Annotated in this window: 7 protein-coding genes and 1 pseudogene (1 of these 8 only partly in view); 5 read left to right on the top strand and 3 right to left on the bottom strand. The window is 69.7% G+C overall.

The window, feature by feature from the left end:
• The first annotated feature begins 18 nt into the window (after nucleotides 1-18).
• Nucleotides 19-860 (top strand): annotated as a pseudogene (locus tag ACWY4P_RS02165) (NAD-dependent epimerase/dehydratase family protein).
• 83 nt (nucleotides 861-943) lie between these two features.
• Here ACWY4P_RS02165 and ACWY4P_RS02160 read toward each other — a convergent pair.
• A complete protein-coding gene (locus tag ACWY4P_RS02160; RefSeq protein WP_456208369.1) occupies nucleotides 944-3,970 on the bottom strand; it encodes a tetratricopeptide repeat protein in 3,027 nt (1,008 codons plus the stop codon).
• A gap of 237 nt (nucleotides 3,971-4,207) precedes the next feature.
• Here ACWY4P_RS02160 and ACWY4P_RS02155 point away from each other — a divergent pair, with 237 nt between their 5' ends.
• Nucleotides 4,208-6,619, top strand: coding sequence for an ATP-binding protein (locus tag ACWY4P_RS02155; protein WP_456208368.1), 2,412 nt, complete (start codon nucleotides 4,208-4,210; stop codon nucleotides 6,617-6,619).
• Nucleotides 6,620-7,110: 491 nt separating this feature from the next.
• Here ACWY4P_RS02155 and ACWY4P_RS02150 read toward each other — a convergent pair whose 3' ends face one another.
• Nucleotides 7,111-8,289 carry a hypothetical protein gene (locus tag ACWY4P_RS02150; protein WP_456208367.1) on the bottom strand — a complete coding sequence of 393 codons (1,179 nt, stop codon included), beginning with the start codon at nucleotides 8,287-8,289 and terminating at the stop codon, nucleotides 7,111-7,113.
• Nucleotides 8,290-8,597: 308 nt separating this feature from the next.
• On the opposite strand from ACWY4P_RS02150, the gene ACWY4P_RS02145 reads away from it, so the two are divergent.
• Nucleotides 8,598-8,810 (top strand): hypothetical protein, encoded by a 213-nt coding sequence (locus ACWY4P_RS02145; RefSeq protein ID WP_456208366.1) that lies wholly within the window; start codon nucleotides 8,598-8,600, stop codon nucleotides 8,808-8,810.
• A 323-nt stretch (nucleotides 8,811-9,133) separates the two neighbouring features.
• On the opposite strand, the gene ACWY4P_RS02140 is transcribed toward ACWY4P_RS02145, so the two are convergent.
• A complete protein-coding gene (locus ACWY4P_RS02140; protein WP_456208365.1) occupies nucleotides 9,134-9,736 on the bottom strand; it encodes a LuxR C-terminal-related transcriptional regulator in 603 nt (200 codons plus the stop codon).
• A gap of 767 nt (nucleotides 9,737-10,503) precedes the next feature.
• Between ACWY4P_RS02140 and ACWY4P_RS02135 the strand changes: the two genes are divergently transcribed.
• Together ACWY4P_RS02135 and ACWY4P_RS02130 are read left to right on the top strand one after the other, a co-directional pair.
• The gene (locus ACWY4P_RS02135; RefSeq protein ID WP_456208364.1) at nucleotides 10,504-11,541 is read left to right on the top strand and encodes a GDP-mannose 4,6-dehydratase; all 1,038 of its coding nucleotides are present in this window, start codon (nucleotides 10,504-10,506) and stop codon (nucleotides 11,539-11,541) included.
• A 387-nt stretch (nucleotides 11,542-11,928) separates the two neighbouring features.
• On the top strand, nucleotides 11,929-16,331 hold the 5' portion of the coding sequence (locus ACWY4P_RS02130) for a type I polyketide synthase (RefSeq protein WP_456208363.1). 24,628 nt of this gene lie beyond the right edge of the window; the window shows 4,403 of its 29,031 coding nt (coding positions 1-4,403); the start codon lies at nucleotides 11,929-11,931; its stop codon lies beyond the right edge, outside the window.

Below are 16,331 nucleotides of genomic sequence, written 5' to 3'. Positions count from 1 at the left end.
TCGCGCTAGTGTGCGGGGGTGAGCCTCCATGTCGTCATAGGGTCCGGGCCCGCAGGGGCCGCCACCGCTCGGCTGCTGGCCGAGCAGGGGCGTTCGGTACGGGTCATCACCAAGTCGGGCCGAAGCCCGGAGCCCGGCATCGAACACGTCGCGCTGGACGCGACGGACAGCAAGTCACTGATCGCGGCGGTGCCAGGGGCGGCCGCGATCTACGGCTGTGCCGCACCGCCCTACCACCGCTGGGCGGGTGAGTGGCCGACGCTGGCCTCGTCGCTCTGCGCGGCGGCCGAGGCGACCGGGGCCGTCCTGGTCATGCTGGGCAACCTCTACGGCTACGGTCCGGTGGACGGTCCCATGACCGAGGAACTGCCGCTCGCGGCGACCGGCCCCAAGGGGCGGGTGCGCGCCGCCGTTTGGGAGCAGGCGCGGAACCTGCATGAGCAGGGGCGTATCAAGTCGGTCGAGGTGCGGGCCTCGGACTTCTTCGGGCCCGGCGTGACCGACGGCGGGCACCTGGCCGCGCGGGTCATGCCACGGCTGCTGCGCGGCAAGCCGGTCTCCTCGCTCGGGGATCCGGACGCCCCGCACAGTTGGAGCTATCTCCCCGATGTGGCCAGGGCCCTGGTCGAGGTCGCCGGCGAGGAACGGGCCTGGGGACGGGCCTGGCACGTGCCGACGGAGCCCGCGCGGTCCACCCGCTGATCCGCGAACTGAAGGAGATCCGTTACCAGTTCGACCGCCCGTTCGTGGTTGACGCGAGCGCTTACGAAGCCGAGTTCGCGGTACGGGCCACCCCTGTCGATGAGCAGGTCAAGGCGACGGTGGCATGGTGGCGGGAACGATCGGCCGCCACCGGGTGACCTCCGCGACGACGCCCACGCCGTCGGCACCGCCGCCCGACTCGCTCCCGCGGTCAGTTCGCAACAGGTCGCGAAATCGTTCATCAAGGTTGGAAGAGGGTCAGTGCCCGGAGTATCTCGGCCTCTTCGGACCGGGCGTTGATCCTCTGGCTGACGGCGAGGCCGGCTTCCAGGTGGGCCCGGGCCTGAGAGAGCCGTCCGGTGGCGTGTTCCGCCTCGGCCAGGGCGCGGAGGGCTTGGCATTCTTCAAGGGCGGCGTTGATGGTGCGGGCTATGGCGAGCGCCGCTGTGTGGTGAGGGAGTGCCTGCTCGCTCCGGCCGGTGGCATGGAGTGCCCGCCCCGCCCCGTTATGGGCGATGGCTTCGCTGCGGCGGTCATCAATGCTCCGTAGCACCGGGAGTGCTTTGTCGTACAGCTCCAGGGCCTCCCGCGGCCGTCCGTGCGCGCGCAAGGTATCTGCCAGGTTCATCTGGAGTATCGCGTACTGGCCCCTGCTGCCCAGAGCCTGTGAGAGCTTGATCGACTGCTGGTAGGAGCTGATGGCGTGGTCCAGGTTTCCGGCTTCCTTGTGCAGCTCGGCGAGGTTGTTCAAGGCGATGAACTGGCCTCGCCGGTCGCCCACATCACGGAAGCGGGCCAGGCCCTCGAGAAAGTACTTCAGCGCGTCTTTGTGGCGCTCGAGACCGAGGCAGATCATGCCCAGGAGATTGAAGCTTCTGCCTTGCTGGAGCCGGTCGGTCTTCTTCAGGCGGAGCTGGAGCGCGCGTTGCTGGAGACCGTGAGCTTCCGCGTGCCGGGCGGTGTACCAGTAGGAGATGGACAGATGGTGGAGGGCTTCGGCTTTCAGATCCTCGTCGTCCGCCTCCTGGGCCAACTCCAGCGCCTTCTGGGCGCTCCGGATGGACTCGTCGTAGTTGCCGGCGCAGGCACAGACGTTGCTGAGGTCGATCAGGGCCCGTCCGTGCGCGTTCGGCATGCCCGTGTTCTGCCAATGGTCAACCGCGCCGGACAGCAGCGGGGTGGCCGTACGAAGGTAGCCCTCGCCGACCAGAAAGCCGGCCAGCACATGTGCCGTCAGGGCCAGTTGGCGTGGCGAGCCATGGGCGCGGGTGTACTCCAGAGCGGCCAGAAGGCTGGGGCCCTCGGCGATGAACCACTGCTGAGGGTCGGCGTCATGCCATGCCTGATCGGTAGGGTTCTGGGGCAGGGCGATGCGGAGCCGGTGGGGGTAGGCGACGCGGTCTGCCCGGTCGGCGGTGTACAGGTAATGGTCGAGGAGGCGTTGGAGCGCGCGTCGGTTGTCGGTTTCCGGGTCGGCTCCGGCCAGCGTAGAGGCGTATTCGCGCAGCAGGTCATGGAGCCGATAGCGATGTGGTGCGGGCTCCGAGACCAGGTGGCAGGCGAGGAGCTCCTCCAGGAGGCGCTCGGCCTCCTCCACGGGGAGGTCGGTGAGCGCGGCAACGGCTCCGGGCCCGAACTCAACGCCGACGTGCAGGCCAAGGCGGCGGAAGGCCGTCTGCTGCGTGGGGGTGAGCTCGCGGTAGGAGACCTCGAACGCTTGTGACATCGCATGATGACGGTCACGGATTTCGGGCAGCCGTCTGATTGCCCGGCTGAAGCGCTCCACGAGGTCGGAAACACTCCAGGCCGGTCGGGAGAGCAGGCGCCTCGCGGTGATCGCCAGGGCGAGTGGGAGGTACCCGCACAACCGGGCCAGGGTCGCCGCTTCCCCCACGCTGGGGGCCCGCTCGTCGCCGAGCATGCACTGGAGAAGAGCGATCGCGTCCGCGCGGGACAGAACATCCAGCGCGATCTGGCGGATGCCGGTCAGGCCGTCCAGTTGGCGTCGGCTGGTAATGATGATCAAAGAGGAGGGGTCGCCCGTGAGGAGGGGGGTGACTTGCTCAGTGCCGGCGGCGTCGTCCAGGACGGCCACGAAGCGGCGGCCGCGCGTCGTGGAGCGCCACAGCGCGACCAGTCCGTTGAGGTCCTGGGGGAGTGCTTGTGCCGGCGTGCCAAGGAGGCGCAAGAGTTCACCGAGCGCCTCGGCGGAGGTCATGGGGGGCTGGAGAAGGGCGTGGCCGCGCAGGTTGAGGAAGAGTCGGCCGTCGGGGAAGTGGTCGCGCAGCTGGTGTGCGGCATGGACGGCCAGAGCGGTCTTGCCGGAGCCGGGCATGCCGGTGACCGCGGCAGCGGTGACACGCGCCTCGCGGCCCTGCGCTCTGTCGGCCCACGCGCTGGTCAGCCGGTCCAGTTCGGCCTGGCGCCCCGCCCAGACCACGTCGGGGGGAAGCGAGTCGGGCACAGGCTCGAACGCGATGCCGTGGGAGACGGCTGTAGGGGACAGTAACGCGGCGACTGATGCGCGGGCCAGGATGCCTCGGTGGATGCGCTGGAATGCCTCGCCGGGCTCGATGCCCGACTCCCGCAGCAGAAGATGCCGCGTGCGCTGCAGTAAACGGGTCGCGGCCTCGGTGCGGCCGCATCCGTGGAGAGCAAGGGCGAGCCGACCGATGACGGCCTCGTCCGTCCGGCCTCGCTCCGCGACCGGCTGAAGGCCGGCGACGGCCTCCGCGTAGTGCCCTGTTCTCAGGGAGATGTCCGCTTGGAGCAGTACGGTGGCCAGGTTCTTTTCCTCGACCATGGTGCGAAGATGTCCCGCCCAGTCTCCCGGCAGTCCGGCCAGCGGCTCTCCGCCCCATAATCGGGAGGCCTCCTGGAGCGCCTGGCGTGCTTCGCGGATGCTGCCGCTGTCGGCCAGCCAACGCCCCTGATCGAGAAGGTCGAGGTAGCGACGCAGGTCCACGGCGTCCGGGTCCGCCTGAAGCCTGTAGGTGTGCGCGCGACTGATCACGGCGGGGGCTTGCGAACCGGCAAGGGCGGAGAATGCCTTGCGGATGCGAGAAATATGTACGTAGAGGGCGTCGCGTGGCTTGGCCGGCGGGTTATTGTCCCAGACCCGGTGGACAAGCGTGTCCACGCTGACCGTCCGGCCGGCGTCCCAGGCCAGCGCGGCGAGGGTCAGTCGCTCCTTGGGCGTTCCGAGCGGGCTGCGTTGTTCTCCGGCCCATAATTCGACCGCGCCCAGTAGCAGTATGCGGAGCTTCACCAGCGACCTCCCGCCGGTACGGCACTTCAGTCCGTCACGTCATGATGACACCAAGTCATGGTCGAGGCCATGCCAAGCTGCCGGTGGGTCCGAAAAAGTTCGCACACTGAACGGTTGTGGTCGAGGCCTGTGCCCGCAGGGTAGGGAGTGGCTGTGAGTGATCTCAGCGGTAAGTGCCCTGACTGACAAGATGGGTAAGCCAGGCCCGGGGAGAGATGCATCGTGCGGGAAGCAGACATGGCCAAGGCACTGTTATCCGCCATGATTGCCAACACGCCATTGCGCAGTTCGTCCGCTGGGCAGGCCCTCAACGATGTGGTGCGTGCGAGATCCCGGCCTCCCGGGGAGCTTGCCCGGCAGTTGGAGCAAGCCGGTAGATCCGAGGAACCCCTTCCCGTCCTCCTGCAACTGGCGAACGGCCTGGCACGGTGCGCCGCCGGCGATTCCACCTGGAAGGCAGACCTGGAGACGTGGCTGCAACATCACCAACCGCAGGCTTCGGAGACGAACAACAGCATTGACGGATCAGCCCATCTGCACGGGCCGACCCTCCAGGCGGGCTCGATCCATGGAGGCGTGCACTACCATCACACGGATCCCGCTGCCTCTCGGCCCGTGCAGTTGGTGCCGCGTCAACTGAAACCCGCTCCGGCGCACTTCACGGACCGCTGTACGGAACTCCGTGAATTGCACCGCATCGCCGACTCTCGGCCGCAGGGAGGGCCCGCCCTGGCTGTCATCTGCGGCCCCGGTGGGATCGGGAAGACCGCGCTGGCCTTGCACTGGCTGCACCAGGTGGCGGACCGCTATCCCGACGGCCAGCTGTACGCCGACCTGGCCTCGGACCCCGGGGGAGACCCGGCGCTGACGGGCTTGATCCTGGGAAGATTCCTCCGTGCCATGGGCGTGGCGGGAGAACAGATCCCGGCCGAAGCCGAGGAGGCGGGTAGCCTGTTTCGCTCCCTCACGGCCCACAGGCGTATCGCAATCCTGATGGACAACGCTGTCTCCGCTGCTCAGGTGCGGGCGCTGTTGCCTTCATCGCCGTCGAGCACCGTGGTGGTGACCACCAGGTGGCGCGTGGGCGGCCTGGCCATGGACGGCGCCGAATTCATCTCCTTGACCCCCTTGCACCAGCAGGCGGGCGAAGAACTTCTGACCCGGACCGTGGGAGAGCACCGAGTATCGGCGGAGGCGGACGCGGTAGCCGGGCTTGTCGGCTTGTGCGCGGGGCTTCCCATCGCGCTGTCCATCGCGGGAGCACGGCTGGTCATGCGGCCGGAATGGCCCATCGCCCGAGTGGTGCGGGAGCTGGCGGACGAACAGCGGCGGCTCAAGGCACTGTCGCTGGAGGAGGTCACTGTCCTGAGCGTGTTCGACCTCTCCTATGACGGGCTGTCCTCGGATGCGGCCCGAGCCTACAGGTGGCTGGGTCTTCACCCGGGTCCGGAATTCACCCTCGAAGCAGCCGCGGCGGTGATACAGCTTCCCGTCGAAGACACAGCCGCGCTGGCGGAGGCCCTCGTGGACGCGAGCGTCCTGGAGGCCAGTGGCTCCGACCGGTACCGCTTTCACGACCTGGTCCGTCTGCATGCCCGGCAGCGGGCCGAGGCGCAGGACGACAGCGAGGCCCGCAGGGACGTCATCCGGCGCCTCCTGGAGTTCTACCTCTCCTTCGCCATGGCCGCCGAGCGGGTGGTGACACCGCTGGATTGGCATCTGAGCCCGGCCCATCAGCCTCTTGAGGGGCCGCCCGCCTTCGCGACGGGTCGAGATGCGCTCGAGGCGCTGGAGTGTGAACTGCCGAACCTGATGGCAATGATGCGCGTCGGCTACGAGCGTGGTTTCGACGCCCTGGTGTGGCAGTTGGCTGAGGCGATGTGGTCGCTGTTTCTCCAGCGCAAGCACTTCCCGGACTGGCTGGCCGCCTACCGGCTTGCCATCGACGCGACCATTCGCTGTGCCGACCACGCGGCCCGATCGCGCATGCACCATCACCTTGGTTTTGCCCTTCACAATCTGGGCAGGGCCGAGGAGGCTCTCGAGCAGGGGGTCGCCTCGCTGACCGCGGCCCGCGAGGCGGGACATGAACTGGCCGAAGCAGAAGCACTGGGACTGGTGGGTATGGCATACCGCTCCCAGAGGCGTTTCGATGAGGCCATCGACGCGCAGCGACGCGTGGTCGCGCTCGACCACGCGGCAGGCCGGGTGCGGGGAGAAGCCCTCGGACGGCGCAGACTCGGCCAAGCCTTGTGCTCCGCGGGGAGAATCAACGAGGCGATCGACCAGTTCGTTCAAGGCCGGGACCTGGCCGAGTCGCTGTCCGACCACACGGTCAGGGCGATGACCATGGTCTGGCTCGCGGACGCGCTCACTCGTGCCGACCGCCCCTCTGAAGCGGTTGCGATCGCGCGTGAAGCCTGGTCGATCCTCGCCGCATCGGGTTCCAGCCAGTACCGAGCCCAAGTACTGATGGTGTGGGGTGAAGCGGCCGAAGCACTCGAGGACCTGGTGACCGCGCGCGACCTCCTCAGGAAATCACGAGACTTCTACCTCGAAGCCGGCGCCCCGGATCTGGAGCGAGTCAACCGTGCGCTGGACAGGGTAGCCGCACAGCGGGGCGAATACCCTGACCAGACGTCACCATGACGGTGTCTCGACAGCGAGACTGAGGCTCGCCATGAGGTGTGTCATCCCATAACCAGCGGCCAGCCAGGGGTAGATACACACCCCGCACACCTCCGGACGCCCCGACCCGTGGCGCAGAAGAACATGCTCAGCGCGACTCCGGAACACGGTCCCGACACCGGTTGCCGGCACCGCGACAAGAGCGCACCCGGGAACTCGGGCCATCCCGGCCTCAGCAGCCCCCACAGCGCAGCCGATCGACGGCTGAGGGCGGCCGACCACCACGTCGGCACTCTGCCTCCATCGGCCCGCGGCTCCTTCCGCGATCACGAGAAACCGGTCGGCGACCATGCACGGACACCCGCTCCGCGGCCCCTCGTCCGCCCCCCAAACCCACACCGAGACGCCCGCGTCATCCTGGCTGTGCCGCAGACAGCGGCTGACTCTCAAGCTCTCCGGCGCATGACGAGCCACCGGGCCGGCGAGAGGCGAGTGCTGGCACTGAAAGAAGCTCATCCCTCTTCCCTCTGGAGGAGATCCATGCGGCTGCCCACGGGTGTCGGCAGGGGAACCGGGCGGACGGTCAGCGCCCTGCCCGGCTCGGGGAGATCGAGCAGCCGATACATCGTGCGTCGTAGGATGCCAGCGGCCAGCCCCGGGCGGGAGGTGATCAGCCCGGCTATGTGTGCCTGCCGGTCTTGACAGCGCCGCTCGGTGACCTCCCGCAACTGCCCCAGCAGCGATCTGTCCAGCCTCAGACGGACGGCCTCCCGGCTCACCGACTCCGCCAGGCTCGCCGACCGGAGGAACCGATCCTGTGGTGAAGGGGCGAGCATCACAGGGACGCCGATCGCCGCCCCGTAACTGGTGACCGACCCGTAATCCCCAATGATCACATCGGCCGCGACCAGCGCCGCGCGCCAGCCTTCCTGCGGCGGCATCAACAACAGCCCCGCGTGCAGGCAATCTGCCAGCCATGCCCGCACCTGCCAGGCTCCGTGGACGCCCCAGATGTTGGGGTGCAGAATCGCCGCCACCCGGTACTCCTCAGACGGCAACTCCCGCAACAGCCGTTCCGGTAGATCCGGATGACTCCCGAACGCGGACTCCGGCTGCCAGCTCGAGGTCACCACCACCAGCCTCTGGTCCGCGCCTACGTTCAAGGCGCGCCGATAGCGTTCCCGCAAGGGCACACTGGCCACCAACCGGTCGAAGCAGATGTCACCCGCCACCACCGCCACGGGTACTGCCTCAGGGCACGACTTTCTCAGCACCGCGAGTTCATGCTCATGTGTGAGCGACAGGGCCGCCGGCACCAGCCGTCCACGATGGACCAGCGTCCCCCGATCCAGGGCGTGCGACGGATGCGCGTCCGGACCCGCGCTCCGCGCGCGTAACCGGGAAGCCATCACGCCCGCCCCGTGCGGCAGCAACATCACCCTCCCGTGCAGCTGCTCCACAGCCGTCTCACTGGCAGCCAGCACGAGATCGAACTCACACTGAACGGCCTGCTGCCACGGGAGAAGGAATCCGCCCTGAGCCCGTACGAACTCCTCCGCGCCATGACAGATCGCACCGTTCGGCGCGGGTGCGACGGTGAACATCACCACGACGCGATGGTCGGACTCCAGCAGCGCAAGTACCTCCATCAGCCGAATGCCGGCCACCATGAACGGCACCACGACCAGCACCGTGCGGCCCCCCGTACGCAGCACGCGGCTGTGCGCGCCCAGGCCGACCGGCCCATTCACCCACGCGGCCCCCGCCATCACCGGCCGCCGCCCACGCCACGGTCGACCTTCTCCGAGCACCCGGCAGGTGCGGCCGGTAAGCATCCATCGACACCAAACATGACATCCCCCTGAACGTCGGCTACCCGTCTGTGACGAGAACTGCCCATGGGGTCCGATGGATTGCTTGCACCGGCCTTGCGGAATCCTTGCTGCTGACGTCACGGCCTTCGAGGCCAAGGCCTGCCCCTGCAGTGGGGCCCGCGTGGATGCCACGGTCAGGCCGGACCGGCCCGGCCGGCATGGACGGGGTCCGTGGCACCGACAACGTCGAACAGCTCCGCCTGGACGCGGTCCAGCGCGAGGCGCACCGCCCCCAGGGCCACGGACTCATCGCCCGGGGCCGACACCTCGACGCGTACCGGGAACAGGCACAGCCGCTCCGGCTCCGCGCGCAGCGGCTGGTGCGCAACACCCTCTAATGGGTGGATCCGTTCCTGCCGGGCTCGCGCGGGTCGTCCATCAACGGCTTCCCCAAGACGTTCACCATCGCGGCCCGGTCGCCGACCAGACGTATCACCTCACCGCCCGGCCGTAGAGCGGTTCCTGGGGGAGGGCCCTGTGGCCGTGCAACCTGTGACCGCAGGGTCGTGGTGGGGGCCGGCCTGCTGGCCGGATGGTCCGTCGACAAGCCGGCGGGATGGGCATGCCGGCCCCCACAGATCCCGACTGGGCGGACTACCCCGACCTCGCCTTGGGGAGTCCGGCCGCTCGGCCCTCGCCACGGCGGCGCCACCGCACTGCGCTACTTCACGAAGTCCGAGACGACCCGGGCCGGCCAGGTGCCCACGGTGAGCATTCCGGCCGAGTACGCACGGGATATCAGGGCGGCACGGTTGCGGGCCTTCATCTTCCGGAGCATCGAGCCCACGTGATATTCGACGCCCTGCCTGCTGAGATAGAGGTTGGAGGCCATCTGGATGGTCGACGCGCCGGTGGCCACCCCTTCCAGGATCCGGGCCTCCAGCGGCGAGAGCAACAGACGGCGCTGGGTGCCCGGCTCGTCCTCCGGCGTCTGGTTGTCCGGCTTGACGAGGACGACGATGGCGGACAGCCCGTCCGACGACCCCTGGACGGCGGTGGCGGTCAGCACACCCGAGAACGGGCGTCCGCTCGAGCGGTATCCCACGACCCGTTCGGTGAACCGGGTCCGCCGGCCGTCGTGCAGCCGCAGGAAGTGTTCACGAAGGACGGAAGGCGCACTGGGGCGCAGCAGCTCGAACAGGTTCCGGCCACACAGCTCCGCCGAGGATCCGGCGAAGTAACGGAAGAACTCATCGTTGCCCGCCTGGACCCGCAGGTCCGGGTCGAGGGTGGCCATGCCCGTGCCGTGCCCGCCTGTGGACACACGGGTCCGGTTCCCGTCGTCACTCTGACCGGGGGCCGAGGAAGTCACCGGGATGGTGTGGGACAGAGTCAAGAGGAGTCACCTCTTTCGGTCGTTTCAGCGACGACGCGAGGGACGTTGCCCGTGAAATGCTGAGGGCGCGGTCCTGATATGCGGCCTCGACGCCGTCAATTGGCCATGCTTTAAGTTGGCTTTCAGTGACGGTTGTGCGGTCACGATTCGTGCTACCCCCGTGAACGTCAACTGATCTTACTGCCAGAGGCTCCAGTGACGGGTGTTAGGTTCAGTTCCAACTGTATATCGGAACCGCACTCCCTTCTGCTGCCCGTGTCTCGCATTGTGGTGACCGTTCTTGCCCGAGTGCCCGCGTCGGTCACCGGGGCGAGCTGCTTGTCCATGGGGCGTGGAGCGTAAGAGAGGGGCGTGGTCACGGTGTGCCGGGAGTCTCGGTGCGTGGACCGGAGCACGCTCGCCGACGGGTCTTGAACTGGCCAGTATCCCCTTGCTACCTGCGAAGACATGGATGACAGCGAACCCGGCGAGGCACTCCAAGTCTCGGAAATCCCCTAGCGTATTCCCGCTTCCTTGACATCATTCCGGAGCGGCTGTGAAGGTTGGGCTAGACAACCTCGCATTCGGATCCGGGCAGCCGACCCACGGCCATTGCGGGTGTGCCCCATGCAGTGGAATGCGTCGAATTCCCTGTGCCGCCCACTGCGCGAAAAAACCACTCGACGGTCTTTCCGTGGTCGTGGAAGGGATCCTTCATGTCCAAGCGTGCGCTGATCACTGGAATTACTGGCCAGGACGGCTCGTATCTGGCCGAGCACCTCCTTGCGCAGGGTTATCGAGTCTGGGGATTGATCAGAGGCCAGGCCAATCCAAGGAAGCTGAGGATCAGTCGGCTGGCCTCGGACGTCACCTTTGTCGACGGCGACCTGATGGATCAGGCGAGCCTGGTGGCGGCCGTCGACGCGGTCCAGCCGGACGAGGTGTACAACCTCGGTGCCATCTCGTTCGTGCCGATGTCCTGGCAGCAGTCCGAATTGGTCACCGAGGTCAACGCCATGGGTGTGCTGCGGATGCTGGAGGCGATCCGCATGGTGAGCGGGCTGGACAAGTCCCGTGGTGGCGGCGGAGGCAGCGGAGGGATCCGCTTCTATCAGGCGTCCTCGTCGGAGATGTTCGGGAAGGTCACCGAGACGCCACAGCGGGAGACGACGATCTTCCATCCCCGCAGCCCGTACGGCGCGGCCAAGGCATACGGGCACTTCATCACCCGCAACTACCGCGAGTCCTTCGGGATGTACGCCGTCTCCGGGATGTTGTTCAACCACGAATCGCCCCGCCGTGGCGCGGAGTTCGTGACCAGGAAGATCTCGCTGGCGGTGGCCCAGATCAAGCTCGGGCTCCAGGACAAGCTCTTTCTGGGCAACCTGGACGCGGTGCGTGACTGGGGCTTCGCCGGGGACTACGTCCGTGCGATGCACCTGATGCTTCAGCAGGATGAGCCGTCCGACTATGTGGTGGGAACCGGTCGCATCCATTCGGTGCGCGACGCCGTGCGCATGGCCTTCGAGTGTGTGGACCTGGACTGGGAGGACTATGTGGCCATCGACCCGACCCTGGTCCGCCCCGCCGAGGTGGAGACGCTGTGCGCCGACAGCACACGGGCCCGCACCGAGCTGGGCTGGGAGCCGACCGTGGACTTCCGTGAACTGATGAACATGATGGTGGAGTCCGACCTCCGCCAGGCCTCCCGCGAACGCGACTACGGCGATCTCCTGTCGGCCACGAGTTGGTGAGTACCGTCGCTCAGGTTGCCCGGTGGCGTGTCCCAGCGCCACCGGGCACTGTCGTGTTCCCGCGTGTTCCCTCGTATTTCCCGGGTATTCCCTGGTGTTTTCTCGTGTTCCGTTGTGTTCCCTGGTCACCGGGGGCGAGGGACTAGGGGTTTCCTCGCGGGCTCGTGATGACACTGGGCTGGGGGAGCCCTTGACCGCCATCACATGCGGCCACCCCCGCGGGGCCGCCGACCGCTGTTTCCCGAGTGGGGGGAAGCAGCCGGTCGCGGCCCCGGTCGGCGGCCCCGGCTCCTCCCCGGCCGCGTGTGTCCGGTGGGTTCGGTCGCGACGAATCCCTCCCCTGCCTGTGCGGATTGCCTGCGCCAGCGTCGAGATGGGTTGAGTGAGATGGACAACGAACAGAAGCTCAGGGACTATCTCAAACGGGCGAGCGCCGATCTGCGGCGGACCCGTCGGCGACTGGGCGAGATCGAGGCCGCGGCACAGGAGCCGATCGCCATCGTCGGCATGAGCTGCCGCTACCCGGGCGGGGTGACCGGTCCGGAGGACCTGTGGCGCATGGTCGAGTCCGGTGAGGACGGCATCTCCGCCCTGCCGGCCGACCGGGGCTGGGATCTCGGTGAGCTGGCCGGGACGGCCGCCTCCGGCGGATTCCTGCACGACGCCCCCGAGTTCGACGCGGACTTCTTCGGCATCTCGCCGCGCGAGGCGCTGGCGATGGACCCGCAGCAGCGGGTGCTGCTGGAGGCCGCCTGGGAGGCGTTCGAGCGGGCCGGGATCGAACCGGGCACCCTCCGCTCCAGCCGGACCGGCATGTTCGTGGGCGCGATGGCGCAGGACTACCGGGTGGGCCCGGCCGACGGTGTGGAGGGCTTCCAGCTCACCGGCAACACCACCAGTGTCATGTCCGGCAGGCTCTCCTACACCTTCGGTGTCGTCGGGCCGGCCGTCACCGTGGACACGGCGTGTTCGTCGTCGCTGGTCGCCCTGCATCTGGCCACCCAGTCGCTGCGCGCGGGGGAGTGCTCGCTGGCGCTCGCGGGCGGCATCACCATCATGTCGAGTCCGGCCACCTTCATCGAGTTCGGCCGCCAGGGCGGTCTGTCGGCCGACGGCCGCTGCCGTTCGTTCGCCGACTCCGCGGACGGCACCGGCTGGGCCGAGGGCGTCGGCGTGCTCGTCCTGGAACGGCTGTCGGACGCCCGCCGCAACGGGCACGAGGTGCTGGCGGTGGTGCGGGGCACGGCCGTCAACCAGGACGGCGCGTCCAACGGGCTGACCGCGCCCAACGGCCCCTCGCAGCAGCGGGTGATCGAGCAGGCGCTGATCAACGCCCGGCTGTCCGCCGACCAGATCGACGCGGTGGAGGCGCACGGCACCGGTACGACGCTGGGCGACCCGGTCGAGGCCCAGGCGCTGCTGGCCACTTATGGCCAAGGCCGCGGCGACCGGGGCCCGTTGCTGCTCGGGTCAGTGAAGTCGAACCTCGGGCACACCCAGGCCGCGGCCGGTGTCGCGGGCATCATCAAGATGGTCATGGCGATGCGGCACGGGGTGCTGCCGCGCACCTTGCACATCGACCGGCCCTCGACCCATGTGGACTGGGAGTCGGGCGCCGTGGAACTGCTGACCGAGTCGACCGCCTGGCCGGACACCGGCGAGCCGCGCCGGGCCGGGGTCTCCTCGTTCGGGATCAGCGGCACCAACGCCCACACCATCATCGAACAGGCCCCCGCCGAGGCGCCGGGCGAGGACGAGCCGACCGGGCCCGACGGCGTGGCGGCCGGGCCCCACCCGGACGCTGACCCCGCCGAGGCACCCGAACCCGCCGAGACAGCCGAACCCGCCATGATCCTCGACCCGGGCGTGGTGCCGCTGCCGGTGTCGGGCCGGACCCCCGAGGCGCTGCGGGAGCAGGCCGCCCGGATCCGCGCCCACCTGGACGCCGGTCCCGGGCTCGGCCTCACCGACCTCGCCTTCTCGCTGGCCACCACCCGGGCGGGCTTCGAACACCGCGCCGTCATCACCGCGGGCGATCGCGCCACCGCGGCCGCCGCGCTGTCCGCGCTGGCCTCCGACGATTCCCCCGCCGGCCTGGTCAGAGGCACCGCGCGAGCCACACGAAAGCTGGCGTTCCTGTTCGCCGGGCAGGGCAGCCAGCGGCTGGGCATGGGGCGCGAGCTGGCAGAGCGTTTCCCGGTGTTCGCCGAGGCGCTGGACGCCACCATCGCCGCGCTGGACACCTGGCTCGACCGCCCGCTGCGCGAGGTCCTCTTCGCGGCCGAGGGCACCCCCGAAGCCGCCCTGCTGGACCGCACCGCCTACGCCCAGCCCGCGCTGTTCGCCGTCGAGGTCGCCCTGTTCCGGCTGGTCGAGTCCTGGGGCATCACCCCCGACTTCCTGGCCGGGCACTCCATCGGGGAGATCGCGGCCGCCCACGCGGCCGAGGTCTTCTCGCTGGCCGACGCGACACAACTGGTCGTGGCGCGCGGCCGGCTGATGGAGGAGCTGCCGGCCGGCGGGGCGATGGTGTCCGTACAGGCCACCGAGTCCGAGGTGGCGCCGCTGCTGACCGAGCGCTCCGACCACGTCTCCATCGCGGCGGTCAACGGCCCCTCTGCCGTCGTGGTGGCGGGCGACGAGGACGCGGTGGCCGAGATCGAGGCGTACTTCGCGGGCGACGGCCGTAAGACCAAACGGCTGCGGGTCAGCCACGCCTTCCACTCGCCCCGCATGGAACCGATGCTCGCGGAGTTCCGCGCCGTGGTCGCGGGGCTGTCGCCGCAGGCGCCGGTCGTGCCGGTCGTATCCAACCTGACCGGCGCCCAGGCGACCGTGCAGGAGCTGACGTCCGCCGACTACTGGGTGGACCACGTACGCTGGGCGGTGCGGTTCGCCGACGGCATCGGCTGGCTGCACGGACACGGCGTCGACACATACCTGGAGCTGGGCCCCGACGGCGTCCTGTCCGCGCTGACCCGGACCTGCCTCGAAAACGCCGCCACCGACGGGGATCCGGGCGGGGACGCGGGCGGGCCCGGCGCCGCCGTCCCGCTGCTGCGACCGGGCCGCCCCGAGCCCGTGGCCCTCACCACCGCGCTGGCCGAGCTGTACGTACGCGGCGTTCCGGTCCACTGGGACCGCTACTTCGCCGGGACCGGTGTCCGGCGGGTGGACCTGCCGACCTATCCGTTCCAGCGCCGGCGGTACTGGCCCAAGGGCCTCCTCTCTCCGGCGGGCGATATGCGGGCCGCGGGCATGGGCGCCGCGCACCACCCGCTGCTGGCCGCCGCCGTGTCCCTGGCGGACTCCGACGGCTTCCTGCTCACCGGCAGGCTCTCTCTGCGGACCCATCCCTGGCTGGCCGACCACGCCGTGCGCGGCACCGTCATCCTGCCCGCGACGGCCTTCCTGGAGCTGGCCATCCGCGCGGGTGACGAGGTCGGCTGCGACCGGGTCGAGGACCTCACCCTCGCCGCGCCGCTGGCGCTGCCCGAGCACGGCGGCGTCCAGGTGCAGATGTGGCTCGGCGGCCCGGACGAGTCCGGCCGGCGGACCCTGAACCTCTACTCCCGGCCCGACGGCGAGGGCACCGACGAACTGCCGTGGACCCGGCACGCGACCGGTGTGCTCACCACCGGCGGGCACGAGATCGCCTTCGACGCCGCCCAGTGGCCGCCGGCCGATGCGCAACCTCTCGCGCTGGACGGCCTCTACGACCGGCTGGCACAGGACGGCCTCGACTACGGGCCGCTCTTCCAGGGGCTGCGGGCCGCCTGGAAACGCGGTGAGGAGACGTTCGCCGAGGTGGCGCTGGAGCCCTCGGCGGAGGCCCCCGACGGCTCGTTCGGGTTGCACCCCGCCCTGCTCGACGCCGCCCTCCACGCGATGCTCGCCGACCCCGGCCGGGACCCGGACCCCGACGGCCGGGGCACTGTCCTGCCGTTCTCCTGGGAGGGCGTGTCCCTGCACGCGACCGGCGCGTCCGAGATACGGGTACGGATGTCCCGGGCCGAGGACGGCAGCCTGTCGATCGCGGCCGCGGATCCCTCCGGACAACCCGTCGCCTCGGTTGAGGCGCTGACGCTGCGCGCCCTGCCGGCCGGCGGTCCCGGCGGCGGGGCCGCGGCCGGGCGGGACTCGCTGTTCCGTGTGGACTGGACGCCGTTGCCCGCCTCGGCGACGGACGGGACACCAGCGGGAGCCGTCCCCGGGCCCGTGGTGGTGCTCGGGCCGGATGTCCTGGGGCTCGCCGAGGCCCTGCGAACCGCCGGCACCGAGGCGGAGGTCCACGACGACCCGGCCGCCCTGGCCGACCCGGATGCCGCACCGCCCGGTGCGGTGCTGGTCCCGCTCCTCGGCGAGACCGCCGGGGAGATGTCCGACGCGGTCCGTACGCTGACGACACGGGCGCTGGACCTGCTGCGTGTCCGGTCGGCCGAGGAGGGGCCGGCGGGCGCCCGGCTGGTCTTCGTGACCCGGGGGGCGGTGGCCGCCGACCGCGGAGAAGCCGCGTTCGGGGAATCTCACGGTGAAGACGCCGACGCGGTCCTCGACCTCGCCGCGGCGGCCGTCTGGGGCCTGGTGCGTTCCGCACAGGCCGAGGCGCCCGGCCGGTTCACCCTGCTGGACCTGGACCCCGAGGATCCCTCAGCGGTCGTGCCCGTGCGGGCGCTGGCGGCCGATGAACCCCAACTGGCCGTCCGCCGCGGCACCGTGCTGGCGCCGCGGCTCGCCCGGGTCACCGCGCACGCGGCAGACACGCCCAACGCGCCGGATCCGGCGACCGG

This window comes from Streptomyces sp. LZ34 (genome assembly GCF_053890475.1).
The sequence above is the reverse complement of the archived record's forward strand: the minus strand, read 5'-3'. Positions and strand labels throughout refer to the sequence as shown.